We start from the raw sequence: 24,386 nt of genomic DNA, 5'->3' as shown, positions 1-24,386 counted from the left end.
AGCGTCGTGAGTCTTCACGATGCTTCGGCGCGCGTCGGCTTGCGGCTGTGAAGTCGTGGCTTGGCCTGGCGATCGAGCGTCGCCAAGTGGGCCGACATCCGAGTCACCCATGTGCGGTGCAGGGCGAGGACGTCTTCCGGAGCTTGCTCGACGTCTAACCAGGGTCTGAGACTCGTGAGGAAACGGGTGCAGTCGTCGACCATGTCTTCCGCGGTCGACATCGACTGCCACGGCAACGTGCTCATCGCGTTCACGAGCTGATCGCGCAACTCGTAGACGCTCGTGTGGATGCCGTTCACCCACCAGTCGGAGACGTCGGCGACGAAGACTTGCTTGCGCTTCACCAGCATGCGGAAGGCGGAGACCGCGGCTCGGTGGGACTGACGCCGCCACGCGGAGGTCGACCAAAGCGCCGCGAGTGCGGTGAGGGCCGAGATGATGCTGATGACCAGCGCTGACGTCGCCATGAGGATTCCTTCTGGTGTTCGAAGGAAGTCGAGGACACGGCAGCGGTCGTTACTTCGAAGCTCGAGATTGACCCTCCAGTAGCTGGAGACTCTAGCTTCGGGGCATGGCTCCGAAGAAACTCACCCACCAGGTCACCCTGGAACTGTCCGCGGGCAACGCCCCGGTCGTCGACCTCGGCAAGATGCTGGGGCAGACCGGGGTCAACCTCGTCGAGATCAAGAAGGCCTACGACGCGGCGACGGCGGGCCAGCGCGGCGACATCGTGCCGGTGGTCGTTTCGGTGTTCGAGGACCGCTCGTTCGCGCTGCGGCTCAAGACGCCGCCGACGTCGTTCCTCATCAAGAAGGCGTTGGGGGACAAGGGTTCTGCGCGGCCCGGGCACGAGATCGCGGGGAAGATCACAAAGGACCAGCTGCGCGGGATCGCCGAGCGGAAGCTGCCGGACCTCAACACCTCCGACGTCGAGATGGCGATGCGCACGATCGCGGGCACGGCCCGGTCCATGGGTGTCGTGGTCGTCGACTGACGTGCGCAAGCACGCGGTCGTGCCGCCGTTCCACGCGCTCGACCCCGAACTCGGGGTCGCGGAACGGTTGCTGCGCAAAGGAAACCCGGAGCTGTGCGGGATCGCCGCGCAGCTCCCCGACGAACACGCGGCCGCGCGCCGCCTCAACGCCGTGCTGGCGGAGGCCGGGGCGCGGCCGCGGCTCGTCGACACGGGTGCGGCCTGGCGGATCGTCTACGTGACAGCGCTGATGGGCGAGAGTGAGCTGGCTGCGGGCGCCGCAGGACTCGCGGAGCTCGTCACGGTCGGCGGCTGGCGGCGGGTGAAGCGCTGCGCGACCTGCGCCCGACCGTTCTGCGACCGGACGTCGGGCTGCACGCGCAAGTGGTGCGCCGAGCACCGCCGGGCCCCGAGCGCGGTGGACTAGGCTCTTGCCCGCAGCAGCGACTGGCGCCATCGAGGTGGAGCACCACCGGGAAGCGACGACGAGGCCGGCACCGCGCGCCTGGGTGAAGGCCACTCCAGAGCCGGAGTACGCCATGACACACCAGCCGAAACTGACCGCCCTCGCCGCCGCCGACCCCGCGATCGCCGGGCTCGTGGAGGACGAGGCGAAGCGCCAGCACGACAAGATCCGCCTGATCGCGTCGGAGAACTACGTCTCGCAGGCCGTGCTCGAGGCGACCGGCACCGTGCTCACCAACAAGTACTCCGAGGGGTACGCCGGCAAGCGCTACTACGAGGGCCAGCAGTTCATCGACCAGGTCGAGCAGCTGGCGATCGAGCGCGCGAAGGCCGTGTTCGGCGCCGACCACGCGAACGTCCAGCCGTACTCCGGGTCTCCGGCGAACCTGGCCGTGTACCTCGCGTTCGCGCAGCCGGGCGACACCGTGCTCGGCATGGCGCTGCCGGACGGCGGCCACCTCACGCACGGCTGGAGCGTCTCGGCGACCGGCAAGTGGTTCACCCCGGTCCGCTACGGCGTCGCCAAGGAGACCGGCCGCGTCGACCTCGACCAGGTGCGTGACCTCGCGCGCCAGCACCGGCCGAAGCTGATCTTCGCCGGCGGCACGGCCATCCCGCGCACGATCGACTTCCCGGCGTTCGCCGAGATCGCGCGCGAGGTCGACGCGGTCCTCGTCGCCGACATCGCGCACATCGCCGGCCTGGTCGCCGGCGGCGCGCACCCGTCGCCGGTCGGGCACGCGCAGGTGATCACGACGACGACGCACAAGACCCTCCGCGGCCCGCGCGGCGCCATGATCCTTTCGGACGCCGACCACGCGAAGGCCGTCGACAAGGCGGTCTTCCCGGGTCTGCAGGGCGGCCCGCACAACCACACGACGGCCGCGATCGCCGTCGCGCTGGGTGAGGCGCAGCAGCCTTCGTTCTCCGAATACGCGCACGCGATCGTCGCCAATGCGAAAGCGCTGGCCGACGCGCTGCTCGCCCGCGGCTACGACCTCGTGTCCGGCGGCACGGACAACCACCTGCTGCTGATCGACCTGACGAACAAGGCGGTCGCGGGCAAGCCGGCCGCGCAGGCCCTCGACCGCGCGGGCATCGAGCTGAACTACAACACGGTCCCGTTCGACCCGCGCAAGCCGTTCGACCCGTCGGGCATCCGCCTCGGCACGTCCGCGATCACGACGCGCGGCCTGCGGCCGGAGCACCAGGTCCAGGTGGCGGAGTGGATCGACCGCACGGTGACGGCGGCCGCGGCCGCCGACGAGTCGTCGCTGGACTCGATCGCCGCGGAGATCCGCGAGTTCCTGGCGCCGTTCCCGATCCCGGGCTACTCCGCCTGACCGTCGTTCGCCGAAGGCCACTTCCGCAGCTCGGAGGTGGCCTTCGGCGTGTCCGGCGCCGGGGAGACGCGGCTCACAGAAAAGTTGATTGCACCATGCAAGCTTCCGAGGAATACTTGGTCGAGGCAAGTAGTTGAGAGGTACAAGCAACTACGGCGAAGGCTTACCAAGGGAGACCACCATGAGCGACACCACCACGGCGGAAGGAGCAGCCGCTACGAACGGCAAACTGTCCCACCGCCAGATCCTGACCGTCCTGTCCGGGCTGATGCTCGGCATGTTCCTCGCCGCGCTCGACCAGACCATCGTGTCGTCGTCGATGCGCACCATCGCCGACGAACTCCACGGCCTGTCCTTGCAGGCCTGGGCCACCACGGCGTACCTCATCACCGCGACGCTCTCGACGCCGCTGTACGGCAAGCTGTCCGACCTCTACGGCCGCAAGCCCATGTACCTGACGGCGATCTCGCTGTTCCTGGTCGGCTCGCTGGCCAGCGGCATGGCCACGTCGATGTACGAGCTGGCCGCGTTCCGCGCGTTCCAGGGCCTCGGCGCCGGTGGCCTGATGTCGCTCGCGCTGGCGATCATCACCGACATCACCGCGCCGCGTGAGCGCAGCAAGTACCAGGGTTACTTCATGGCCGTGTTCGGCATCTCGAGCGTCGCCGGCCCCGTTGTCGGCGGGTTCTTCGCCGGCATCGACACCTTCGCGGGCATCACCGGCTGGCGCTGGGTCTTCCTGGTCAACGTCCCGATCGCGCTCGCCGCGCTGGTCGTCGTCACCAAGGTGCTGAACCTCCCGCACACCCGCGTGAACCAGAAGGTCGACTACTGGGGTGCCGTCGCGCTGGCCACCGGGCTGGTGCCGCTGCTGATCGTCGCCGAGCAGGGCCGTGAGTGGGGCTGGGGCTCCGCCGCCTCGATCGCCATGTACGTCGTCGGCGGGCTGGGTGTGGCCGCGTTCGTCTGGATCGAACGCCGGATGGGCGACGCCGCCCTGCTGCCGCTGCGCCTGTTCAAGCGCCCCGTGTTCCGGATGGCCACGCTGGTCACCGTCGTGCAGGGCGCCGGGATGTTCGGCGCGATGATGTCGCTGCCGCTGTACCTGCAGATCGTCAAGGGCGCGACGCCGACCCAGGCCGGCCTGCAGATGCTCCCGCTGACGCTGGGCATCATGGTCGCCAGCCTGACCAGTGGCCGGCTGATCTCGAAGACCGGGCGCTACAAGATGTTCGCGGTGGCCGGGATCGGCCTGATGGCGGCGGCGCTGTTCGCGCTGTCGACGATCACCGTCGACACCTCGCTGAGCCTGGTCATGGTGATCGCCTTCGTGATCGGCCTCGGCCTCGGCGCCTCGATGCAGACGCTGGTGCTGGCCGCGACCAACGACGTCCGCCCGCAGGACATCGGCGTCGCCACCTCGGCGGCGACGTTCTTCCGGCAGATCGGCGGCACGGCGGGCACCGCGGTGTTCCTGTCGATCCTGTTCGGCACGGTCGGCGACCGGATCGCGAACGCCATCCGCTCGGCGATGACTACGCCGGCCTACGTGTCGGCGCTGGCCCAGCACCCGGAGTTCGCGCAGCAGATGAAGAGCGGCCTGGACGTCAACGACACGTCGTTCCTGTCCACGCTCGACCCGACGCTGGCCCGGCCGATCCTGCAGGGCTTCGCCGAGTCGATGAGCACGGTGTTCCTGGTCGGCGGGATCGTGCTGACCGTCGGGTTCGCCCTGGTGTGGTTCCTCAAGGAGAAGCCGCTCTCGGACAAGTCGGCGATGGAGCAGCGCGCGGAGGCCGAGGAAGCCCCGGCCCTCGCCCTGGCCCACTGACCCGCTGAACGACGAAGAGGCCCCTCGGGAACGAGGGGCCTCTTTCGGGTGGGCGTCAGTGGGCGGCGCCGCCGTTGGCCGCTTCCTTGGCCAGCCGGTCGGTCTCGCGCTCGTACGACCGGGCGATCTCCGCCTCGGCCTCGGTGCGGCCGACCCAGGTCGAGCCTTCGACGCTCTTGCCCGGCTCGAGGTCCTTGTAGACCTCGAAGAAGTGCTGGATCTCCAGGCGGTGGAACTCGTTCATGTGGTGGATGTCGCGCAGGTGCTCGAGGCGCGGGTCGTTCGACGGAACGGCGATGACCTTGTCGTCCGGGCCCTTCTCGTCGGTCATCCGGAACATGCCGATCGCGCGGCAGCGGATCAGGCAGCCCGGGAAGGTGGGCTCCTGCACGAGCACCATCACGTCCAGGGGGTCGCCGTCCTGGCCGAGGGTGTCGTCGATGAAGCCGTAGTCGGCCGGGTACTGGGTGGCCGTGAACAGGGTCCGGTCCAGCTTGATGCGACCGGTCTTGTGGTCGACCTCGTACTTGTTGCGCTCCCCTTTGGGGATTTCGATCGTGACGTCGAACTCCACGGCGTCCTCACTGCTTCTTTTGACGGATCCGGCGTGCCCACGCGTCGCGGGCGGCAACCTTAATGACTGTCTTGACGTCTCCTAGTGTGGACTACGCCCTGTCTCGCGGTCGCATCGATGTCGGCCTCGCGGCATGTGAGCTTGGCCCCTTCCGGGGCAGGTGAGAAGGAGTGGTGGGTGCCGGAAAACGACCAGCCGATGTGGCCTTCGTCGGACGAAGACCGCTCGTCGTCCGGCGCGCGGAAGACCACGCCGATGGCGCTGCCCGACCCTCCGGCGAGCGCTTCGGAGGAGCCCGGCGTGCCCAAGGTCACAGGCAGTGAGGCGCCGAAGGGGTCGTGGTTCGCGCCGAACGTCGAGCCCGAGCCGATCCCGGGGCTGAACGCGCCCGCCGAGGAGCCGCCGCCCCCGCCGACGCCGGCCAAGCAGGACCTGGCCGACCGGCTCGGCTCGCGCAAGCCGGAACCGAAGCCGGAGCAGCCGCCGGCCGAGCCCGAACCCGAGCCCGCTCCGGTCGCGGAGTCCACCCAGTACATCGAGGTGAAGCAGAAGCTCGAGGAACCGGCGGCGGAAAGCACCCAGTACATCGAGGCGAAGCCGCCCGAGGAGAAGCCCGCCGAGCCGAAGAGCGACGCCCAGAGCACCCAGCAGATGGCGCCGCCGCAGCCCCCGAAGGCGCCGTGGGTGCCCGTGGAGCGCAACGTCTGGCCCGGTGAGCAGCCGGATCGGCACGACGAGCCGCAGTCCGACAAGTCCGAAGCGCAGCCGTGGCGGGAGGAGCTGCAGCTGTGGCGTGAGGAGCAGCAGCGCCGCGAAGAGCAGCTGAAGCGCTCGGAGCCGCCGCAGCAGCCCTGGGCCCAGCGCCTCGACGTGCCGGACGACCGCCGTCCCGCGCTGCCGCCGGAGCCGCCGCGCGGGGTCGTCCCGCCGGCGTCCGCCGGGTCGCTGGCCCGGCCGATGCGGATCGAGCCGGACGGGCAGCGGTTCGACGCCGAGGCGACCGTCGGGATCGAGCGGCCCACCCAGTTCCCCGGGGCCTTCCAGCAGCAGCCGCAACCGCGGAACGAGCCGCCCGTGGAGCCGCCGGCCGAGCCGGCGCCGGCGGCCGCCGAGGAGCCGCCGAAGAAGAAGCGCAAGGGCAAGATCATCGCGCTCGTCGCGGTCGTCCTGCTGCTGCTGGCCGGTGGCGGGATCGCCGCCGCGATGCCGAAGGTGTCGAACCGCCTCGGCCTGCCCTGGGCGCCGAACGCGCCGAAGGGCGACAGCCCGGACCCGGCCGCCGCCACGCGCCAGCTGCAGGGGCCGGACACCGCCGGGCAGGCGCCGACCGCGAACGGCGTCAAGTCCGTGCTGAGCGGGCCCGCCGGCAACAGCGCGCTCGGCCAGCTCAACGGCAGCGTCGTCGACCCGGTCAGCGGCACCACGCTCTGGGACCACAGCGCGGCGACGGCGGTGACCCCCGCGTCGACGACGAAGGTGCTGACCAGCGCGGCCGCGCTGCTCGCGCTGGACCCGAACACGCGGCTGTCGACGAAGATCGTCCAGGGCGCCGACCCGGGCACGGTGATCCTGGTCGGCGGCGGCGACGTCACCCTCACCGCGCTGCCGCTGGGCACCGAGTCACCGCTGTACCCGGGTGCCGCGCACGTCGACGACCTCGTCGCGCAGGTGAAGAAGGCCAACCCGAACGTCAAGAAGGTGCAGGTCGACCTGAGCCTCTTCAAGGGCGCGACGACGGCGCCGGGCTGGGCCGCGGGCGACGCGCCTTCGACGTTCGCCACGCAGATCGGGTCGGTGATGGCCGACGCCGGGCGCCAGGACCCGAAGAACAACAACTCCATGCGCGTGCCCAACGCGGGCAGCGCGCTGGCGTCGACGATCGCGTCGAAGCTCAGCGCCTCGCCCGGCGGCCAGGCGGCCGCGCCGAAGGACGCGAAGGTCCTCGCCGAGGTCAAGTCGGCGCCGCTGACCGAGCTGGTCTCCGACACGATGGAGCTGTCCGACGACGTCCTCGCCGAGGCCCTCGCCCGGCAGGTGGCGCTGGCCACCGGCCAGGAGGCGACCTTCGCGGGCGGCGCCACGGCGACGATCAAGGTGCTCAAGGACCACGGCTTCGACGTCTCGGGCGTCAAGCTGTCCGACGGCAGCGGCATCTCGGGGGAGAACAAGATCCCGGCGAAGCTGCTGACCCAGCTGATGGCGGCCGCGGCGGCGCCGGAGGGCAAGAACCCGAACACGGCGAAGCTGCGCGCGATGCTGGCCGGCCTCCCGGTGGCGGGCGGGTCCGGCACGCTGGCGGACAAGCGCTTCGAGACCCCGCAGTCCCAGGCCGGCCGCGGCTGGGTGCGGGCCAAGACGGGCACGCTCACCGGCGTCAACACGCTCGCCGGCCTGGTCCTCGACCAGGACGGCCGGGTGCTGGTGTTCGCGTTCATGTCCAACGGCTCCGACCAGCAGCCGGGCCGCGACGCGATCGACGCGCTCGCCACGAGCCTGCGCAAGTGCGGGTGCTCGTAGCCGGGGACACCGCGCGACGACGCTGAGGTCCGCGACTCGCGCGGCGCCGTGGTGCGGATCGCGGACGGCGCCTTTGCGGCGAGCCGGCGGAAGCCGGGGCGTGGCCGGGACGCCGGGTTGGGGGCCGAAGCGCGCGGCAGGTCCCCGCCGATCAGTGCGGGTGCTCGAAGCGGTGCACTCCTCGGACACCGAACCGTACGAAGATCGTGGCCGGAAACCCGTCCGGGCCGGGTAGCGTCGGAAGGGTGAGTCAGGAAACCGAGACCCGGCCCATGGTCGACTGGGCGCTCGCCGCGCAGACGGGCGCGCTGCTCGTGCGCGGCGGCCCGCAGGTTCCGCGCGAAGAGGCCGAGGCGGCCGTCACCGACCTGCGTGAGCTGACCATGGAGGCCGAAGGGCACGTCCGGCAGCTGACGAACCTGGGTCTCGACCTGCCGCTGCTGCCCGGCGAGGTCGTCGACCGCCCCGGCTGGGTGCGCTCGGCCGCGGCCGGGCTCGACGCGCTCACCGGGCGGGCGCTGCCGCAGCAGGGCGGGCCGTTCGGGCCGATCCTGGCCGGTGGCGCCGGCGTCCAGACCGGGCTGGTGCTCGCCTTCCTGGCCAGCCGCGTGCTCGGCCAGTACGACCCCTTCGGCGGCCCCGACCGGGAAGGCAGGCTGCTGCTGGTCGCGCCCAACGTCGTCGCCGCCGAACGCGCGATGGACGTGCCGGGCCACGACTTCCGGCTCTGGGTCTGCCTGCACGAATGCACCCACCGGCTCCAGTTCACCGCGGTCACCTGGCTGCGCGACTACTTCGCCGACGAGGTCGAGCGGCTCGTCTCCGGGCTCGCCGGCGGCGGTAGCGACAGCCTCGCCGACCTGGTCGGCCGGCTGCCCGAGGCGATCAAGCAGGGACCGAAGCTGAATCTCGCCGAGCTGCTCCAGTCGCCGAAGGAGCGCGCGGTCTTCGACCGGCTGCTGGCGCTTTCGACGCTCCTGGAAGGCCACGCCGACTTCGTCATGGACGCCGTCGGCCCGCGGGTCGTGCCGAGCGTCGACACGATCCGCGCGCGGTTCACCGCCCGCCGCAAGGGCGGTGGCGTCTTCGACCGGCTGCTGCGCGCGCTGCTCGGCGTCGACGCGAAGATCCGTCAGTACGAAGAAGGCGCGAAGTTCACCAAGCACGTCGTGGACGCCGTCGGCATGGAAGGGTTCAACGCCGTCTGGCGGTCGCCGAACACCCTGCCCTCGCGCGCCGAGATCGCCGACCCGGCCGCGTGGGTCCGGCGCCTGCACGGATGACCGGGCCGGCGGTCGCGGCCGTCCGCCGGGCCGTCCGCGCCTTCCTGGAGACGGTCGAAGCACCGCCCGAGCTGTGCGTCGCGGTCTCCGGCGGCGCCGACTCCCTCGCCCTCGCCGAGGCCACGGCGTACGTCGGGCACCACCGCGGCCACCACGTCCGCGCGCTGGTCGTCGACCACGGCCTGCAGGAAGGCTCGGCGAAGATCGCGCGCGACGCCGCCGCGGCCGCGAAGTCCCTCGGCGCCGACGAGACCGAGGTGCGCCGCGTCGACGTCACCGGCTCCGGCGGCCCGGAAGCCGCGGCGCGCAAGGCCCGCTACGGCGCGCTGGCCGGCCACGCCCTCGTCCTGCTCGGCCACACCCTCGACGACCAGGCCGAAACGGTCCTGCTCGGGCTCGGCCGCGGCTCGGGCCCCCGCAGCGTCGCCGGGATGCGGCCGCACGACCCGCCGTGGGGCCGTCCGCTGCTGGCGGTGTCGCGCGCGACCACCCGGTCCGCCTGCGCCGAGCTCGGCGTCGAGCCCTGGGACGACCCCCACAACGCCGAACCGCGCTTCACCCGGGTCCGGTTGCGGACCGAAGTCCTGCCCCTGCTCGAAGACGTCCTCAACGGCGGGGTCGCCGGCGCACTCGCCCGCACGGCCGCGCAGCTGCGTGAGGACAGTGAGGCGCTGGACACAATGGCGGACATGATCTTCACCCGCGCGGGCGGCTCCGAAGGGCTGGATGTCGGCGTCCTCACGGCCGAACCCGCGGCCATCCGCCGGCGGGTTATCCGCAGGTGGCTGCTGCAATCGGGTGTGCGCGAGCTCACCGACGCGCACCTGCGGGCGGTCGATGCCCTCGTCGCCCGGTGGCGTGGTCAGGGCGGTGTTTGGTTGCCGGGCAACTTGGAAGCCCGGCGGTGCCGTGGCAGGCTCTGCGTCATCTCCCAACCCACCACCCGAGGGGAATGACCCGTGTACGAGGGCGAAATCGCCTCCGTGCTCGTCACCGAGCAGCAGATCAAGGACAAGATCACGGAACTGTCGGCGCAGATCGCCGCCGACTATCCCCCCAACGGGCAGGGTGAACTCCTGCTGGTGGGTGTCCTGAAGGGCGCGGTCATGTTCATGACCGACTTCGCCCGCGCGCTGCCGCTGCCGACGCAGCTGGAATTCATGGCCGTCTCCTCGTACGGCTCCTCGACGTCGTCGTCCGGCGTCGTGCGGATCCTCAAGGACCTCGACCGCGACATCGCGGGCCGGGACGTGCTGATCGTCGAGGACATCGTCGACTCCGGCCTGACGCTTTCGTGGCTGCTGAAGAACCTCGCCAGCCGCAACCCCGCGTCGCTTGAGGTCGTCTCGCTGCTGCGCAAGCCGGAGGCGGTCAAGGTGGACGTCCCGGTGAAGTACATCGGCTTCGACATCCCCAACGAGTTCGTCGTGGGCTACGGCCTGGACTACGCCGAGCGGTACCGGGACCTGCCCTACATCGGGACGCTGGACCCGAAGGTCTACACGTCCTAGTTCACCGACCGTTCACCGCAATGACCGGATCCGCGGAACCCCGGTGGCGCGGATTGCGTCATACGCTCTGATCACGTGCGTTAACCTATGCGAAGACCATTCGTGCCCGCGGTGACCGGGTCGGGGGAACGGGAGAGAGCTCAGATGGCGAACAGCAGCGCTGCCGACGCGAACGCCTTCAAGGCCGCGGCCGCGGCGGGTCAGGTCGGGATCGACCCCGACGCCGCGCAGACCGTGCTGAACAAGATCCGGACCGGCAAGGACGCGGTCGAGGCCCTGCTCAGCGGCGCGGGCACGCTCGCGCAGCCGCCGAAGCTCGGGGACAACCCGGTCGGCAACGCGATGGCCGCCAAGTTCGTCCAGCGCGCCGACGGCGGGAACGACTCCTACGCCTCCGCGCTGCAGAACCTGCTCGACCAGTACACCGCCGCCGAGGAGGGCATCGTCACGGCGATGTCCCGGTACCACGAGATCGACCAGGCCGCGGCCGACCCGTTCCGCAACGCCTGAGCCCAGAGGGGGACTCGAAATCATGGCTCCGAACCACAGCGACCAGCCGTCGACGACCACTGCGGGCGCCACCGACCCGGGCTCGCTCGTCCCGCTCGGCGAGAACTCGTCGTCGCAGAACATCGTCGACAACGCCCGCGGCAGCGCCGGCGGCTTCGACATGGGCAGCGACCGCGCGATCGCGAACCCGCCGAACTGGAACGCGCAGGCCAGCCAGCAGCTGTACGAAGGCGCGGTCAACAACAACGACCCCGGCACGGCCGAGGCGACCGGGCACGCCTGGTCGCACCACGGCACCGAGCTGAAGCAGGCCTCCGACCACCTGTACAACGCGATCTCCGAACTGGGCAACGCCTGGATCGGCCGGGGTGCCGCGGGCGCGCAGGGCGCGCTGGTGGCCATCGCCAACTCGGGCTCGCAGGCGTCCGACGCCGCGCACACGATGTCCGACCGGCTCGCCCGGCAGGCCGCGGCGGCCGCCGAGGTCAAGAAGATGCCGGCCCCCAAGGACTACGACCCCAAGCAGGCCATGGCGGCCGCGCTGGCCGGCGGTCCGGCGGCGCTGATCGCCGACCAGAAGGCGCAGGCCGACGCGGCCAACGACGTCAAGGCGCAGCAGGTCGCGTTCTTCAACGCCTACACCCAGGCGATGAGCGAGGTCGACGGCTCGACCCCGAGCTTCGGCCCGGAGTCGCTCGGCATGAAGCCGACGGGTTCGCACAACTCCATCTCGTTCGGCGGGATCAGCAGCGTCGGCAGCGCCGGCCCGGTCCACGGCCTGTCGGGCGCGGGCGGCGCGGTGTTCGCTTCGAGCGGCTCGGGCTTCGGCGGCCACGGCGGCGCGTTCGACGCGCAGCAGGCGGGGGTCGTCGGCCCGAACGGCGTCCACGGCGCCGGCGGCTTCGGCCACGACGCGGCAGCGTTCGGCAGCGGCGGTGCCGACGGCTCCGTCACGGGCCCGGGTGCGGGAACGGGCACGGGCACGAGCACCGGTGCGGGCCACGTCGGCTCCGGCGCCGGGCAGCCCGGTGGCAGCAACCCGCTGAGCAAGATCGGCATGGGCCTCGGCCTCGGCGGTGCCGCCGGCGGTCTCGGCGCGCTGGCTTCCCGTGCGCTGGGCAAGGGCAACCGCTCCGGCGCGAAGTCGGAGAACGAGACGTCGCTCGCCTCGGCCGAAGGCCAGGGGCAGAGCGCCGCGTCGGCCCAGGCTCCGCAGCAGGGCCTCGTCTCTTCGGCGGGCACCATCGGCGGGCAGACCCCGCCGCCGATGAACCCCGGCGGCATGGGCGGCATGGCCCCGCACGGCGCTCAGGGCGAGCAGGACGAGGAGCACACGCACGCGTCGTTCCTCATCGAGGCGGACCCGGACGCGGCCTTCGGCGCGAACCAGGCGACCCCGCCGCCGGTCATCGGCGCGTGGTCCGAGGACGACGAAGACCGCTGATCCTTTCGGCCGGGCACGCGGACCGCGTGCCCGGCCGGTTTCTCTTGGGGGTGGCTCGATGCCGAACGCTGAGCTGCTCACCCCGGTCGAGGTGGACTTCCTGTGGGAGTCCGCCGGGCTGGGCGAGCTGCCGTACCCGCTGCGCATCCGTTCGCACGGCGAGACCGTGGACGAGCGGTCGCTCCTGCGCCGGCGCACGCTGGAAGGGCTGACCGCACGCGGGCTGGCCGACGGCCGCGGCCGGCCGGAGCCGCACGTCGAGGACTACTTCGGCGTGCTGGCGCAGGCTGAGCTGAGCCTGGACGCGGTCCAGCTGATCGCCCCGGACGCCGAGCCGCTGCTGGCGATCGCCGGCGTGCTGGGCGCGCAGGGGCTGCTGGCGGTGCAGGACACGCGGGGCCTCCACCTGCAGCCGTGCCCGGTGGACGGGCTGGCGAGCGCGATCGTCTCGTTGCTCCCGGGTGCCCCGCGCGGCACGGAGAAGTCGGTCACGGTCCCGCTGGAGCAGCTGGTCGGCGCCCACGGCGTCGACTTCCTGTCCCGCCGCGGCAACGGCGACGAGCGCGCTTCGGCCGACGAAGACCGCAAGGCACTGGCGAAGCTGCACGCCCAGCCGCGGCTGCGCGGCGGCCAGATCGCGGCCAACGCGCGTTCGCGCATGGGCGGCCGCACCCGGACCCCGGTCCTGAGCTGGTTCGACACGGAGACGGGCCGCTACTTCACCCAGGCCTCTCGCGGCCGCGACGGCCGGGACTGGATCACGATCGCCCCGGCCGACGCGGCAACGCTGCGCCACCGCCTCGGCGAGATGCTCGCGGGAGCGGCGACGACCAGCACGGTCTGACACCGCGGCCCCACGCGGTCTCTGCCAAGATCGGGCTCCGGTTTCTCCGAGCGTGCCCGGCCGATGATCACTTCTTGTCGGTGGTGCGGGCTACGCTGAGCAAGAGTCCGATCCGGGAGAGTAGTGATGCAAGAGTTCTTCTCGCCGCTGGCGTTCGACTTCCTCTGGGAGTCGGCGCAGGTCGGCGAGCTGCCGTACCCGTTGCTGGTCAGATCGCACGGCGCGACCGAAGACGAGCGCGTCTCGCTGCGCCACCGCGTCGACGCCGAGCTCAAGGCACGCGGCATCCGCGAACCGCGCGGCAGGCTCGCGCCGCCGATCGAGGACGCGCTGCAGCTGCTGGCCTTCGCTCCGCTGACCATCGACGCCCTGCACATCCCGCAGTTCGAGGCGCCCACGGTCGGCGTCCTCGCGGCGGCCGACGACACCAAGGGCGTCCTCGCGGTGCAGGACGCCGACGGCATCTGGCTGCGGGACGTCCCGCCGGACGGCCTGGTCTCCGCCGTCGTCGGGATGCTGCCGGCCGGGCCGCGCGGCAGCGAGGCGTCGGTCACACTCCCGCTGGACGACGCCCTGCGGACCGCGCCGATCCGGGTGCCCGTGTCCCTGCCGTCGAACCCGGCTGAAGAGCGCGGGAAGGCGCGTCGGACGCCGCTGAGCGAGCGCGTCACGGCCGACCCGCGGGAGGCGTACGGCCGCATCTCCGGGCAGCCGCGGCAGCGCGGCGGTCAGCTGGCAGCGAACAGCCGTTCGCAGGTCGGGGCCAAGCAGCGGTCCCGGGTGCTGGCCTGGTTCGACACCGCCACCGGGCGCTACCTCAGCCTCTCCCGCGCAGGTACGGACGGTCGTGAGTGGGTCACGGTCGCCCCCGCCGACCCGGCCACGTTGCGGACCCGGCTGGGCGAGATGGTGAACAGTGTGTCCGACGGCACGCGATAGCGTGACCACCGTGGACGCCGTGCGGGAACCCGGGCGCGGTATCGCCCGTTGACCTGCGAGAGGCTCACAGGGGATGAACGCGGCAGCGGACGGTACCCTGATGGGACGGGTGTCCAGGCACCACGGGTTGTCAAGATCGTGATGGCGGGTATCACAGGAGCCGCCCAACCAGGGAGGGTCGAGGCCACCAGGGCCGAGTCGTATGAACCGGAAGAGCGTGCTCAGGAACCCACTGCTGTGGATCGTCGCGGGGTTGCTGGCGTTGTTCGCGTACAACACGATCTTCGACAGTGATCGTGGGTACACCCAGGCACCCATCTCGGTGGCGAACTCCCAGATCTCCTCGAACAACGTCAAGGAAGCCAGCATCGAGGACAAGGAACAGCAGCTCAAACTGCTGCTGGCCAAGCCCATCGACGTGGACGGCCAGCAGGTCACCCAGATCATTTCGCAGTATCCGGCGGATGCCACCCGCCCGATCTACGACTCGCTGACCGCGGCCAAGACCGGCGGCCAGCCGATCAAGTTCACCACCAAGGTCACCCAGCAGGGCGTGCTGACGCAGATCCTCATCTTCGCGATCCCGCTCGCCCTCGTGCTGGGCCTGCTGATGTGGATGATGAACAACGCCCAGGGCGGCGGCAACCGCGTCCTCAACTTCGGCAAGTCCAAGGCCAAGCAGCTGAACAAGGACATGCCCAAGACGACCTTCGGGGACGTCGCGGGTGCCGACGAGGCCGTCGAAGAGCTGTACGAGATCAAGGACTTCCTGCAGAACCCGGCGCGCTACCAGGCACTCGGGGCGAAGATCCCGAAGGGCGTCCTGCTCTACGGGCCGCCCGGTACCGGTAAGACGCTGCTCGCGCGAGCCGTCGCCGGCGAGGCGGGCGTGCCGTTCTACACGATCTCCGGCTCGGACTTTGTCGAGATGTTCGTCGGTGTCGGTGCGTCCCGTGTGCGTGACCTGTTCGAACAGGCCAAGCAGAACGCGCCGTGCATCATCTTCGTCGACGAGATCGACGCGGTCGGCCGCCAGCGCGGCGCCGGCCTCGGCGGCGGCCACGACGAGCGCGAGCAGACGCTGAACCAGCTGCTCGTCGAGATGGACGGCTTCGACGCCCGCGGCGGCATCATCCTGATCGCGGCCACCAACCGGCCCGACATCCTGGACCCGGCGCTGCTGCGCCCCGGCCGGTTCGACCGGCAGATCCCGGTGTCCGCGCCCGACCTGCGCGGCCGCAAGGCGATCCTCGAGGTGCACGCCAAGGGCAAGCCGATCGCCCAGGGCACCGACCTCACCAGCCTGGCCAAGCGGACCGTCGGCATGTCCGGCGCCGACCTGGCGAACGTGCTCAACGAGGCCGCGCTGCTCACCGCCCGCAAGAACGGGCACGTGATCGGCGACGTCGAGCTGGAGGAGTCGGTCGACCGCGTCGTCGGCGGCCCCGCCCGCAAGAGCCGGATCATCTCCGAGAAGGAGAAGAAGATCACGGCCTACCACGAGGGCGGGCACGCGCTCGCCGCGTGGGCGATGCCGGACATCGAGCCGGTCTACAAGCTGACGATCCTGCCGCGCGGCCGGACGGGCGGGCACGCGCTGCTCGTCCCGGAGGACGACAAGGATCTGATGACCCGCTCCGAGATGATCGGGCGGCTGGTCTTCGCGATGGGTGGCCGCACGGCGGAGGAGCTCGTCTTCCACGAGCCCACCACCGGCGCGTCCTCGGACATCGAGCAGGCGACGAAGATCGCCCGCGCGATGGTCACCGAGTACGGCATGAGCGCCCGGCTCGGCGCGGTCAAGTACGGCCAGGAGCAGGGCGACCCGTTCCTGGGCCGCTCGGCCGGCCGTCAGGCGGACTACTCGCTCGAGGTGGCGCACGAGATCGACGAGGAGGTGCGCAAGCTCATCGAGACCGCGCACACCGAGGCGTGGCACGTGCTCAACACCTACCGCGACGTGCTCGACGAGCTGGTCATCGAGCTCCTGGAGAAGGAGACGCTGACCCGCAAGGACCTGGAGCGGATCTTCGCGACGGTCGAGAAGCGCCCGCACATCACCGTGTTCAACGAGTTCGGTGAGCGGACGCCGTCGGACAAGCCGCCGATCAAGACCCCGGGCGAGCTGGCGATGGAGCGCGGCGAGCCGTGGCCCCCGCCGGAGAAGGAGAAGCCGGTCCTGAAGCCGGAGCCGACCCCGGTCGGCACCGCCCAGGGCGCGGGCGACCTCCCGGGCGGCCCGCCGTACCCGGCACCGGCAGACCCGAACGCCAACCCGTACGCCCCACCGCAGCCGGGCGCCTACCCGAACGGCGGCCGTCCTTACGGCGGCGCGAACGGTGGCCCCAACGGCACGGCGCACTGGCCGCAGAACCACGGCAACCAGCAGGCCGGCGGGTACCCGGGTGGCCCGGTGGGCCAGAGCGGCCCGCCGAACTACGGTGCCCCTCCGGGCTGGACGCCCGCGACCTCGCCGGGCGGTCAGCCGGGCCAGTCGTGGCGGCCCGGTGGTGAAGAACGCGCTCGCGAGCACGGCTGGTTCGCCGACCAGGCGGGCAACCAGCAGCAGAGCGAGGGGGAGCGTCGTGACGCGGATGGACCAGACAAGTCCCAGTGACGCCGACCGCCCGGTCTTCGACCAGGACCGGGCGGAGAAGGCGATCCGCGAGCTCCTCCTGGCATGCGGCGAAGACCCGGAGCGGGACGGTCTCAAGGAGACCCCCGCCCGGGTGGCCCGCGCGTACCACGAGATGTTCGCCGGCTTGTACACCGAGCCGGACTCGGTGCTGGACCGCACCTTCGACGAGTCCCACGAAGAACTGGTGCTGGTCACGGACATCCCGATGTTCAGCCAGTGTGAACACCACCTGGTCCCGTTCCACGGTGTCGCGCACGTCGGGTACATCCCGAACGCCGCCGGGAAGGTCACCGGGCTCTCCAAGCTCGCCCGGCTCGTCGACCTCTACGCCAAGCGGCCCCAGGTCCAAGAACGCCTGACCTCCCAGGTCGCCGACGCCATCGTGCGGAAGCTCGAACCGCGCGGCGTCATCGTCGTGATCGAGGCCGAACACCTCTGCATGGCCATGCGCGGCATCCGGAAGCCCGGTGCCCGCACGACCACCTCCGCCGTGCGGGGTCAGCTGAAGAACTCCGCCTCCTCCCGGGCGGAGGCTCTCGACCTGATCAGGGCGCGCCGGTGAGCGTGGGGCTACCCACGCCGGGCCGGTGCGTCGTGATGGGCGTGCTGAACGTGACGCCCGATTCCTTTTCGGACGGTGGCCGGTACCTCGGGCTCGACCAGGCGCTGGAGCACGCCCGCGCAATGTGGGCGCGCGGGGCCGACCTGATCGACGTCGGTGGCGAGTCGACCCGGCCTGGTGCGTCCCGGGTGGACGCCGAGACGGAGTTGCAGCGGATCATCCCCGTGATCCGCACCCTCGCCGGCGAAGGCCTTCAGCTCTCGGTCGACACCACGCGTGCCTCCGTCGCCGCCGCGGCGCTCGATGCTGGGGCGAGGGTCATCAACGACGTCTCGGGTGGGCTGGCCGATCCGGACATGGCGCGTGTTGCTGCGGAGTCCGGGGCGCCGTGGGTGCTGATGCACTGGCGGGGGCACAGCAGCACCATGCAAGCCCTCGCCAAGTACGAAGACGTCGTCGCCGATGTTCGTGCCGAGCTGCTGTCCAGAGTGGACGAAGCGCTCGCCGCCGGAGTTGCCGAGAGCGCGATCGTGCTGGACCCCGGGCTGGGCTTCGCGAAGGACGCGGAGCACGACTGGGCCTTGCTGCGCGGGCTGGATTCGCTGCTTTCCCTGGGTTTCCCGGTGCTCGTCGGTGCCTCGCGCAAACGGTTCCTCGGCCGGCTGCTGTCCGAAAAGGACGGCACGCCGCGGCCGCCGGACGGCCGTGAGGACGCCACCGCCGCCATCTCCGCGCTCGCCGCGGCCGCCGGCGCGTGGGGTGTGCGGGTGCACGAGGTCGGGGCTTCGCTCGACGCGGTCGCCGTGGCCGCCGCTTGGTGGAAGGGTTCGCCGGATGTCTGACCGGATCACGCTGACCGGCCTGCGGGTGTTCGGCCACCACGGCGTGTTCGAGCACGAGAAGCGGGACGGGCAGGAGTTCGTCGTCGACATCACCGTGTGGCTGGACCTCGGGCCCGCCGCCGCGTCGGACGACCTGACCAAGACGCTGCACTACGGCGAGCTGGCCGAGCTGGCGGCGGGGATCGTCGCGGGCGAGCCGTACGACCTCATCGAGAGCGTCGCGGGGAAGATCGCCGACGAGGTCCTGCGCGACGAGCGGCTGGGCGCGGTCGAGGTGACGGTGCACAAGCCGTCCGCGCCGATCCCGCTGACCTTCGACGACGTCGCCGTGACGGTGCGGCGGGACCGGTGAGCCGCGCGGTGCTGTCGCTGGGCTCGAACCTCGGCGACCGGCTCGGCTTCCTGAAGCTGGCGCTGGACGCCGTCCGGCCCGCGCTGGTCGCGGTGTCGAGCGTGTACGAGACCAAGGCGTGGGGCGTCGAGGACCAGCCGGACTTCCTGAACGCGGTCTGCGTCGTCGACGACCCGGCGCGCGACCACTGGGCGTGGCTGCGCACGGGCCAGGCGGCCGAGCAGGCGGCGGGCCGGGTGCGCGAGCTGCGCTGGGGCCCGCGGACGCTGGACGTCGACGTGGTCACGGTGGACGGCGTCACGTCCGCCGATCCGGAGCTGCTGCTGCCGCACCCGGGGACGCCTGACCGCGCGAGCGTGCTGGTGCCTTGGGCGGAGATCGAGCCGGCCGCGGTGCTGCCGGGGCACGGTCCGATCGCGGAGCTGCTCGCGGCGCGTCAGGCGGACGAGATCGCTACGGTCCGTCGTACCGACCTTGCCCTGCGCTGAGCAAGTCAAGCCCCTGGCACCCGCCGATCGCCGAGTTGCGCTCGCAGGTCGGCGATCGGACCGGGTCAGCCGCGCAGAGCCGCGATCATGAACCGCACCGCGGGCTGGGCCGTCGGGACCGGGGGCCAGCCGTTGATGGTCGCCAGCAGCTGCCAGTAGCGCTCGGCCCGCGGGTCGCCGCTCGTGGCGAACCGGTCCGCCATCTCCGTGCGGAACTCTGCCGATGCCGGGTCCTGGTCCGGGCGGGCCGTCGCCGCGGCGATCTCGGCCGCAAGCGTTTGCCCGGCCTCCGACGTGGGCGAATCGCCGGCCGTCACGGCCGCTTCGGCGCGCGAGACCCAGCCCGGCCAGTTCTGCTGCCAGGCGTCGGCCGGCTGTTGGAACTCTCCCTCGCGGATCTGCCGCGCCTGGGTTTCGCTCATGCCGCGGATCAGCGCCCGGAACTCCGGGTCCTGCACCAGCTCGGCGAACTCGATCCAGGCCTCGAGCTGCTCGGGCGTCGGATCGTCGGGCAGCTCGGGCTTGCCCGCGCGCATGCGCTCGTAGAACTGCTCGTCGATCTCCAGGCCCGAGACCATCTCGTCCCAGAACTCGTCGACCAGCCGTTTGCGCTCTTCGTCGGACATCGACGCGAGACGGTTCATCAGGTTCACTTCCTCCAGCTCGGAATCACGCTTGGCCACCGCGCGCAGCACCGCCCGGCGCAGCCTCAGGCGCCGGATCTGCTCGTCCAGCGCCTCGACGTGCCGGGTCGCCAGCTCGCCGACCGTCGCCGACTGCGTCAAGGCCGCGGAGACGTCGGCGAGGCCCAGGCCCAGCTCCCGCAGCGTGCGGACCAGCTCGAGCCGGGCCATCGCCGCCGCGTCGTAGAGCCGGTAGCCGGCGTCCGTCCGGTCGGTCGGGGGCAGCAGGCCCTCGTCCGAGTAGAACCGGATGGTCTTGACCGGCAGGCCGGTCCGCCGGGCCAGCTCGCCGATGGTGAAGGTCGCGGTGGTGCCCACAAGACGCATGATGAACTCTCCAGTCAGGGGAGAGTCAAGCCTCGCACGGTACGGTTGAGGCATGCACTTCACCCGGCCCCGTGACCTGGTGGTGGCCGGAGTCCTCGGCCTGGTCCTCGGCTACCTCCTCTTCCTGGTCGCCTACGGCTCGCTGCCCCAGCTGCCGACGCTCGCCGGGGTCACCTTCGCCGTGCTGGCCGCGGTCGAAGTCGGGATTGCGCTCTCCATTCGCTCCCGGATCAAGAACGGCCGGGTCGTTGCCGCTATCGGGATCGCCCGATCGGTGGCCCTCGCCAAGGCTTCGTCACTCGCCGGAGCGTTCATGGGCGGCGCCTGGCTGGCCGCGCTCGCCTACGTTCTGCCGAGACGTGACGAATTCGTCGCGGCCGTGCTGGACACCCGGGCCGGCGTGGTCGGCGTGGCGTCCTCCGCAGCCCTGGTAGCAGCGGCTTTGTGGCTCGAACACTGCTGCCGGACCCCCCGCGACCAAGACCGGGAGCACACTCGCGGGACGACCGGTTAGCGCTCGATTCCCACCGCTCGCGGGACCGAGTAGGTCTCGTTCGGATTACGAGCAGGTACGGTGTCAGGCATGACCGGCGTGGGTGACGACTCGCGCGGCCGCCTACTGGGCAGGCCGTGGCTCGTCGTCGGATTCGTCCTCGCCATCGGAGCCACCCTCGCACTGGTGCTCAGCGACGATCTCCGCTATCTCCGGTTGGGGATCGTCGCCGCCCTCTGGGCTGCCCTGATCGGCGCTTTCCTCGCCGTGAAGTACCGCAAGCACGCGGCACAGAGCGAGGACGCGGTTTCCGAGGCGCAGGCTGTGTACGAGCTGGAGCTGGAACGCGAGATCGCGGCCCGGCGTGAATTCGAGCTGGAGGTGGAGGCGGAGAACCGCAGCGAGTCCGACTCCCGCGGCCGCGAGGAGCTGGAGGCGCTGCGCGCCGAGGTGTCCGCGCTGCGCGACAGCCTCCAGTCGCTGTTCGGCGGCGAGGTGCTGCTCGAACGCGTCGCGCTGACCGCCCAGGCGACCCGCATGCGCAAGCTCTCCGACGACAACCGGATGATCCCGGACGCCGCGCCGAAGAAGAAGCCCGCTCAGCTGATGTCCGGGAAGAAGCCGGCCGAGCCGGGCGAACGGCCGACCGAGCTGATCGACCGGGTCCTCGACGAGCGCCGCCGCAAGGCGTCGAACGGCAAGCCCGCGAACGGCAAGGGTCTCGGCAAGGGCAAGGGCTTCGGCGGCAAGCCGGCCCCGAAGGCCCCGGCGAACGTCAACGCGCAGAGCACCCAGCAGATCGCCCGGCCGAAGCCGCTGAGCGAACGCCGTCCGCCGGTGCCGGCCGTCGACCCGGCCCTGAACGCCGCGCAGCGCGAGCTGAAGGCCGCCGAACTGCGTGCCGAGGCGGCCCGCCGCCAGGCCGAGTCGCAGCCCATGCGGCTGCCGGACGCGGACGAGGTCGCGCAGCAGCCCGCGCGCCGTCCCGAGGCCGCCGCCGAGCCGACGCGCCAGGTGCCGCGGCCCGATCCCCAGACCGAGATCCGCCGCGCCCCGGAGCCGAAGACGGAGATCCGCCGTCCGGAGCCGCCGCCCGCGCGCCGCGCGGAGCTGTCACGGCCCGCGATGCGGCCCGCCGAGGTGTCGCGTTCGGACCTGCCGCGGGTGGATCCGTCGCGCTCGCCGGTGCGTCCGGGTGAGGTGTCGCGTTCGGACATCCCGCGGGTCGAGCGGTCGATGCCCGCCATTCCGCGGGTGGAGATGTCGCGGCCCGACATCCCCCGCGTGGAGATGTCGCGTCCGGACCTGCCGCGGGTGGATCCGTCGCGGCCGCCGGTGCGTCCGGGTGAGGTGTCGCGTTCGGACATCCCGCGGGTCGAGCGGTCGATGCCCGCCATTCCGCGCGTCGAGATGTCGCGCCCGGACATCCCCCGTGTCGAGATGTCGCATCCGGACCTGCCGCGCGTCGAACGGTCCCGGACGGACCTGCCCCGCGTCGGCGGCCAGCCGAACGGTGCGCGCCCCGAGCAGCGCAAGGCGCCCGAGCCGCCGCGGCCCGCGCCGCCCCGGCCGGCCCCGCCGGTGAAGCCGTCGGAGATGTCCCGGTCGGACCTGCGGCCGGTGACCGACCTGAGCGCGGCGTTCCAGAACCGCGACGACTTCGCGGAGCGGCAGCGGCCGAACCGGCCGAAGCCGCCCGAGCCGAAGGCCCCGCCGATGCCGAGGGACGCCACGGCATCGCGTCAAGACCTCCCGGTCGTCCCGCCGACGACGCCCGTGCCGAACAACAGCCCGGCCGCGCGGCAGCCGTCGCGCACGAACCTGCCGCCGGTGGTGCCGCCGACCACACCGGTCCCGGCCGCCGACGGCCGCCGTCCGTCGCGGCTGGAGCAGTTCTCGCGGGCGGACATGTCGCCGATCCTCGACGAGCCGGCCTCCCGGCACGGGGGCTCGCACCGCGCGCCCGCCGACGCCGCGAAGGCCGACGCGCCGATGGTGAACCCGACGCTCCCCGAGTCGGTCCGCAACTTCCAGGGCCGCTCGGGTGGCCGCCGCCGCAAGCCGGACGAGTCGCAGCAGATGCCGCCGGTGCCCGCCCCGGAGCCCACGGGCGGCGGCCGTCGCCGTCGTCCGGACGGCGAGCCCCCGGCGTGGGAGGGCATGGTCGCCGAGCGGGCGTCGATGTCGCGCCGCAACATGGCCCCGGTCGACCCGGCGGACGTGCCGCAGAACGGCAACGGCCACAACGGCGCGAACAACGGCAACGGTCACAACGGCGCGAGCAACGGCCACGCCCGCAACGGCCACCGGTCGCCCGAGGCCCAGCCGGGCAGCGGTTCGCACACGGCGGGCCGTTCGGTGAGCGAGCTCCTGGCGGCCAACGGCGGCACGGGCTCGACGCCCCGCCGCCGTCGTCGCGCGGAGGACTGAGGCCGGATGATCCCCGGCGTCCCCAGGCCGCCTGGGGGCGCCCGGGAAACGGCGGACACGCGGGACGCGCCGTGTGTGCCAGGTGGCGTTCCGGTTCCTGTCCGGTCTGCGTAGGGTGACCGGCTGTGAGCGGAACCCTCTCGCCCGCGACGGGACTCGATCGTGGACGGCGGCCTCGCCGGATCACCGTGCTGCTGCCGGTGCTCGGGCTGATCGTGGTCGCCCTGTGCGGCCTGTTCCTGTTCGGCCTCGCCACCGCGCGGGTCGGCCCCCTCGCCGTCACGATCGGCGTCCTCGCCGCGCTCGTGCCGGTCGCGGGCGTCGTCGCCGGGTTCCTGTGGGTCGACCGCTGGGAGCCCGAGCCGGCGAAGTTCCTGCTGCTCGCCTTCGCCTGGGGCGCCTGCATCGCGACCATCACCGCGCTGCTCATCAACACCACCGCCGAGGCGGTCGGGGACGAGCTGCTCGGCAAGGGCAGCGGCAACACCGTCGCCGCGCTGGTGTCCGCGCCCATCGTCGAGGAGGCCGCGAAGGCGCTCTTCGTCGTGCTCATCCTCTGGCGCCGGTCCAGCGAGTTCGACGGCGTCGTGGACGGGGTCGTCTACGCCGGGTTCAGCGCCGCCGGCTTCGCGTTCACCGAGAACATCTACTACTTCGGCCGCGCCTTCAACGACTACGGCTTCGGTGACGGCCACAGCCAGGGCGTCATCACGGCGTTCTTCCTCCGGGGCGTCCTCGCGCCGTTCACCCACCCGCTGTTCGCCGTGCTCACCGGCATCGGGATCGGCATCGCCGCGCGGACGACCACGAAGGCGCTGAAGGTCCTGGCGCCGATCGCCGGCTACCTGGCCGCCGTCTGCCTGCACGCGCTGTGGAACAGCGCCGCGCTGCTCGGCGGGTCGAAGTTCCTCACCGTCTACTTCCTGATCATGCTGCCGCTGTTCCTCGGCGTGGTCTACCTGGTCGTTCTCCAGAGACGGCGCGAGCAGCGGATCATCGCCACCGCCCTGCCGCACATGGCCGCGGCGCGCTGGATCGCGCCGTCGGAGGTCGACCTGCTGGCCAGCCTGCCCGGCCGCCGGGCCTGGCGGCGGCAGGCGAAACGCCAGTCCGGCAAACAGGCCGCCAAGGCGGTCGCCGTGTACCAGGCGAGCGTCACGGAGCTCGCGTTCCTGGACCGGCGGGAGCTGACCACCGACACCGACCGGCAGCGCCAGCAGGAGCTGCTGCGCACGTTGAAGTCCGCCCGGGCGGAGGCGACCCGCCTCGCCGAAGAGGCCTCCCGAGGGTGACCCGGTCCGGGTGAAGCTGGTCACCCGGGTTCAACGCGGCGCGCT

At 71.8% G+C, this 24,386-nt stretch carries 23 protein-coding genes; 20 read left to right on the top strand and 3 right to left on the bottom strand.

Features of this window, described 5'->3' with window-relative positions:
* Nucleotides 1-14: 14 nt before the first annotated feature.
* On the bottom strand, nucleotides 15-467 hold the full coding sequence (locus tag QSK39_RS08800) for a hypothetical protein (protein WP_285477124.1): 453 nt from the start codon (nucleotides 465-467) through the stop codon (nucleotides 15-17).
* 104 nt (nucleotides 468-571) lie between these two features.
* Between QSK39_RS08800 and QSK39_RS08795 the strand changes: the two genes are divergently transcribed.
* The 4 genes from QSK39_RS08795 (at nucleotide 572) to QSK39_RS08780 (ending at nucleotide 4,612) form a co-directional block, all read left to right on the top strand.
* The gene (locus QSK39_RS08795) at nucleotides 572-994 is read left to right on the top strand and encodes an uL11 family ribosomal protein (RefSeq protein ID WP_285477123.1); all 423 of its coding nucleotides are present in this window, start codon (nucleotides 572-574) and stop codon (nucleotides 992-994) included.
* Between the two features lies 1 nt (nucleotide 995).
* Nucleotides 996-1,400 (top strand): hypothetical protein, encoded by a 405-nt coding sequence (locus QSK39_RS08790; protein ID WP_285477122.1) that lies wholly within the window; start codon nucleotides 996-998, stop codon nucleotides 1,398-1,400.
* Nucleotides 1,401-1,512: 112 nt separating this feature from the next.
* Nucleotides 1,513-2,781 carry a serine hydroxymethyltransferase gene (gene glyA / locus QSK39_RS08785; RefSeq protein ID WP_285477121.1) on the top strand — a complete coding sequence of 423 codons (1,269 nt, stop codon included), beginning with the start codon at nucleotides 1,513-1,515 and terminating at the stop codon, nucleotides 2,779-2,781.
* Nucleotides 2,782-2,962: 181 nt separating this feature from the next.
* Nucleotides 2,963-4,612 (top strand): MDR family MFS transporter, encoded by a 1,650-nt coding sequence (locus QSK39_RS08780; RefSeq protein ID WP_285477120.1) that lies wholly within the window; start codon nucleotides 2,963-2,965, stop codon nucleotides 4,610-4,612.
* Between the two features lie 55 nt (nucleotides 4,613-4,667).
* Here the strand turns inward: QSK39_RS08780 and QSK39_RS08775 are convergent, their stop codons facing one another.
* Nucleotides 4,668-5,186: an inorganic diphosphatase gene (locus tag QSK39_RS08775; protein ID WP_285477119.1), complete on the bottom strand. Its 519-nt coding sequence runs from the start codon at nucleotides 5,184-5,186 to the stop codon at nucleotides 4,668-4,670.
* A gap of 177 nt (nucleotides 5,187-5,363) precedes the next feature.
* On the opposite strand from QSK39_RS08775, the gene dacB reads away from it, so the two are divergent.
* From dacB to folK, 13 genes are all read left to right on the top strand, one after another.
* Nucleotides 5,364-7,703 (top strand): D-alanyl-D-alanine carboxypeptidase/D-alanyl-D-alanine endopeptidase, encoded by a 2,340-nt coding sequence (gene dacB / locus QSK39_RS08770; RefSeq protein WP_285477118.1) that lies wholly within the window; start codon nucleotides 5,364-5,366, stop codon nucleotides 7,701-7,703.
* A gap of 272 nt (nucleotides 7,704-7,975) precedes the next feature.
* Nucleotides 7,976-8,986 (top strand): Rv3626c family coenzyme F420 biosynthesis-associated protein, encoded by a 1,011-nt coding sequence (locus tag QSK39_RS08765; RefSeq protein WP_285477968.1) that lies wholly within the window; start codon nucleotides 7,976-7,978, stop codon nucleotides 8,984-8,986.
* On the top strand, nucleotides 8,983-9,942 hold the full coding sequence (gene tilS, locus QSK39_RS08760) for a tRNA lysidine(34) synthetase TilS (protein WP_285477117.1): 960 nt from the start codon (nucleotides 8,983-8,985) through the stop codon (nucleotides 9,940-9,942). The genes QSK39_RS08765 and tilS overlap by 4 nt, the downstream gene beginning before the upstream one ends.
* A 3-nt stretch (nucleotides 9,943-9,945) precedes the next feature.
* Nucleotides 9,946-10,497 (top strand): hypoxanthine phosphoribosyltransferase, encoded by a 552-nt coding sequence (hpt, locus tag QSK39_RS08755; protein WP_285477116.1) that lies wholly within the window; start codon nucleotides 9,946-9,948, stop codon nucleotides 10,495-10,497.
* Between the two features lie 144 nt (nucleotides 10,498-10,641).
* Complete coding sequence (locus QSK39_RS08750; protein WP_285477115.1) at nucleotides 10,642-11,007, top strand: hypothetical protein; 366 nt, start codon at nucleotides 10,642-10,644, stop codon at nucleotides 11,005-11,007.
* 22 nt (nucleotides 11,008-11,029) lie between these two features.
* Nucleotides 11,030-12,451 (top strand): hypothetical protein, encoded by a 1,422-nt coding sequence (locus QSK39_RS08745; protein ID WP_285477114.1) that lies wholly within the window; start codon nucleotides 11,030-11,032, stop codon nucleotides 12,449-12,451.
* Nucleotides 12,452-12,509: 58 nt separating this feature from the next.
* Nucleotides 12,510-13,295 (top strand): ESX secretion-associated protein EspG, encoded by a 786-nt coding sequence (locus tag QSK39_RS08740; protein WP_285477113.1) that lies wholly within the window; start codon nucleotides 12,510-12,512, stop codon nucleotides 13,293-13,295.
* A gap of 123 nt (nucleotides 13,296-13,418) precedes the next feature.
* Nucleotides 13,419-14,234 (top strand): ESX secretion-associated protein EspG, encoded by an 816-nt coding sequence (locus tag QSK39_RS08735; protein ID WP_285477112.1) that lies wholly within the window; start codon nucleotides 13,419-13,421, stop codon nucleotides 14,232-14,234.
* 202 nt (nucleotides 14,235-14,436) lie between these two features.
* Nucleotides 14,437-16,851 (top strand): ATP-dependent zinc metalloprotease FtsH, encoded by a 2,415-nt coding sequence (gene ftsH / locus QSK39_RS08730; protein WP_285477111.1) that lies wholly within the window; start codon nucleotides 14,437-14,439, stop codon nucleotides 16,849-16,851.
* A complete protein-coding gene (gene folE, locus QSK39_RS08725) occupies nucleotides 16,829-17,434 on the top strand; it encodes a GTP cyclohydrolase I FolE (RefSeq protein ID WP_285477110.1) in 606 nt (201 codons plus the stop codon). Before ftsH ends, folE begins: the two co-directional genes overlap by 23 nt.
* Nucleotides 17,435-17,469: 35 nt before the next feature.
* Nucleotides 17,470-18,276 carry a dihydropteroate synthase gene (folP, locus tag QSK39_RS08720; protein WP_285477967.1) on the top strand — a complete coding sequence of 269 codons (807 nt, stop codon included), beginning with the start codon at nucleotides 17,470-17,472 and terminating at the stop codon, nucleotides 18,274-18,276.
* On the top strand, nucleotides 18,269-18,628 hold the full coding sequence (gene folB, locus QSK39_RS08715) for a dihydroneopterin aldolase (protein WP_285477109.1): 360 nt from the start codon (nucleotides 18,269-18,271) through the stop codon (nucleotides 18,626-18,628). The genes folP and folB overlap by 8 nt, the downstream gene beginning before the upstream one ends.
* Entirely contained in the window at nucleotides 18,625-19,116 is a 492-nt protein-coding gene (gene folK / locus QSK39_RS08710; RefSeq protein WP_285477108.1) for a 2-amino-4-hydroxy-6-hydroxymethyldihydropteridine diphosphokinase, read from the top strand. The genes folB and folK overlap by 4 nt, the downstream gene beginning before the upstream one ends.
* Before the next feature lie 65 nt (nucleotides 19,117-19,181).
* Here folK and QSK39_RS08705 read toward each other — a convergent pair whose 3' ends face one another.
* Nucleotides 19,182-20,117: a helix-turn-helix domain-containing protein gene (locus QSK39_RS08705; RefSeq protein ID WP_285477107.1), complete on the bottom strand. Its 936-nt coding sequence runs from the start codon at nucleotides 20,115-20,117 to the stop codon at nucleotides 19,182-19,184.
* Between the two features lie 61 nt (nucleotides 20,118-20,178).
* Here QSK39_RS08705 and QSK39_RS08700 point away from each other — a divergent pair, with 61 nt between their 5' ends.
* From QSK39_RS08700 to QSK39_RS08690, 3 genes are all read left to right on the top strand, one after another.
* Complete coding sequence (locus QSK39_RS08700) at nucleotides 20,179-20,640, top strand: DUF3180 domain-containing protein (protein WP_285477106.1); 462 nt, start codon at nucleotides 20,179-20,181, stop codon at nucleotides 20,638-20,640.
* A gap of 69 nt (nucleotides 20,641-20,709) precedes the next feature.
* Nucleotides 20,710-23,049 carry a DUF6779 domain-containing protein gene (locus tag QSK39_RS08695; RefSeq protein ID WP_285477105.1) on the top strand — a complete coding sequence of 780 codons (2,340 nt, stop codon included), beginning with the start codon at nucleotides 20,710-20,712 and terminating at the stop codon, nucleotides 23,047-23,049.
* 188 nt (nucleotides 23,050-23,237) lie between these two features.
* Nucleotides 23,238-24,341, top strand: a complete 1,104-nt coding sequence (locus QSK39_RS08690) for a PrsW family intramembrane metalloprotease (protein WP_285477966.1) — start codon at nucleotides 23,238-23,240, stop codon at nucleotides 24,339-24,341.
* Nucleotides 24,342-24,386 lie beyond the last annotated feature (45 nt).

This window comes from Amycolatopsis sp. NBRC 101858, assembly GCF_030269325.1.
GTDB classification, from domain to species: domain Bacteria; phylum Actinomycetota; class Actinomycetes; order Mycobacteriales; family Pseudonocardiaceae; genus Amycolatopsis; species Amycolatopsis ponsaeliensis.
The sequence above is the reverse complement of the archived record's forward strand: the minus strand, read 5'-3'. Positions and strand labels throughout refer to the sequence as shown.

Excerpts from the sequence above, each read along its gene's own strand:
- QSK39_RS08800 (WP_285477124.1), bottom strand. The coding sequence starts at position 467 with ATGGCGACGTCAGCGCTGGTCATCAGCATCATCTCGGCCCTCACCGCA.
- QSK39_RS08795 (WP_285477123.1), top strand. The coding sequence starts at position 572 with ATGGCTCCGAAGAAACTCACCCACCAGGTCACCCTGGAACTGTCCGCG.
- glyA (WP_285477121.1), top strand. The coding sequence starts at position 1,513 with ATGACACACCAGCCGAAACTGACCGCCCTCGCCGCCGCCGACCCCGCG.
- QSK39_RS08780 (WP_285477120.1), top strand. The coding sequence starts at position 2,963 with ATGAGCGACACCACCACGGCGGAAGGAGCAGCCGCTACGAACGGCAAA.
- QSK39_RS08765 (WP_285477968.1), top strand. The coding sequence starts at position 7,976 with ATGGTCGACTGGGCGCTCGCCGCGCAGACGGGCGCGCTGCTCGTGCGC.
- tilS (WP_285477117.1), top strand. The coding sequence starts at position 8,983 with ATGACCGGGCCGGCGGTCGCGGCCGTCCGCCGGGCCGTCCGCGCCTTC.
- QSK39_RS08750 (WP_285477115.1), top strand. The coding sequence starts at position 10,642 with ATGGCGAACAGCAGCGCTGCCGACGCGAACGCCTTCAAGGCCGCGGCC.
- QSK39_RS08745 (WP_285477114.1), top strand. The coding sequence starts at position 11,030 with ATGGCTCCGAACCACAGCGACCAGCCGTCGACGACCACTGCGGGCGCC.
- QSK39_RS08740 (WP_285477113.1), top strand. The coding sequence starts at position 12,510 with ATGCCGAACGCTGAGCTGCTCACCCCGGTCGAGGTGGACTTCCTGTGG.
- ftsH (WP_285477111.1), top strand. The coding sequence starts at position 14,437 with ATGAACCGGAAGAGCGTGCTCAGGAACCCACTGCTGTGGATCGTCGCG.
- folE (WP_285477110.1), top strand. The coding sequence starts at position 16,829 with ATGGACCAGACAAGTCCCAGTGACGCCGACCGCCCGGTCTTCGACCAG.
- folP (WP_285477967.1), top strand. The coding sequence starts at position 17,470 with ATGGGCGTGCTGAACGTGACGCCCGATTCCTTTTCGGACGGTGGCCGG.
- folB (WP_285477109.1), top strand. The coding sequence starts at position 18,269 with ATGTCTGACCGGATCACGCTGACCGGCCTGCGGGTGTTCGGCCACCAC.
- QSK39_RS08700 (WP_285477106.1), top strand. The coding sequence starts at position 20,179 with ATGCACTTCACCCGGCCCCGTGACCTGGTGGTGGCCGGAGTCCTCGGC.
- QSK39_RS08695 (WP_285477105.1), top strand. The coding sequence starts at position 20,710 with ATGACCGGCGTGGGTGACGACTCGCGCGGCCGCCTACTGGGCAGGCCG.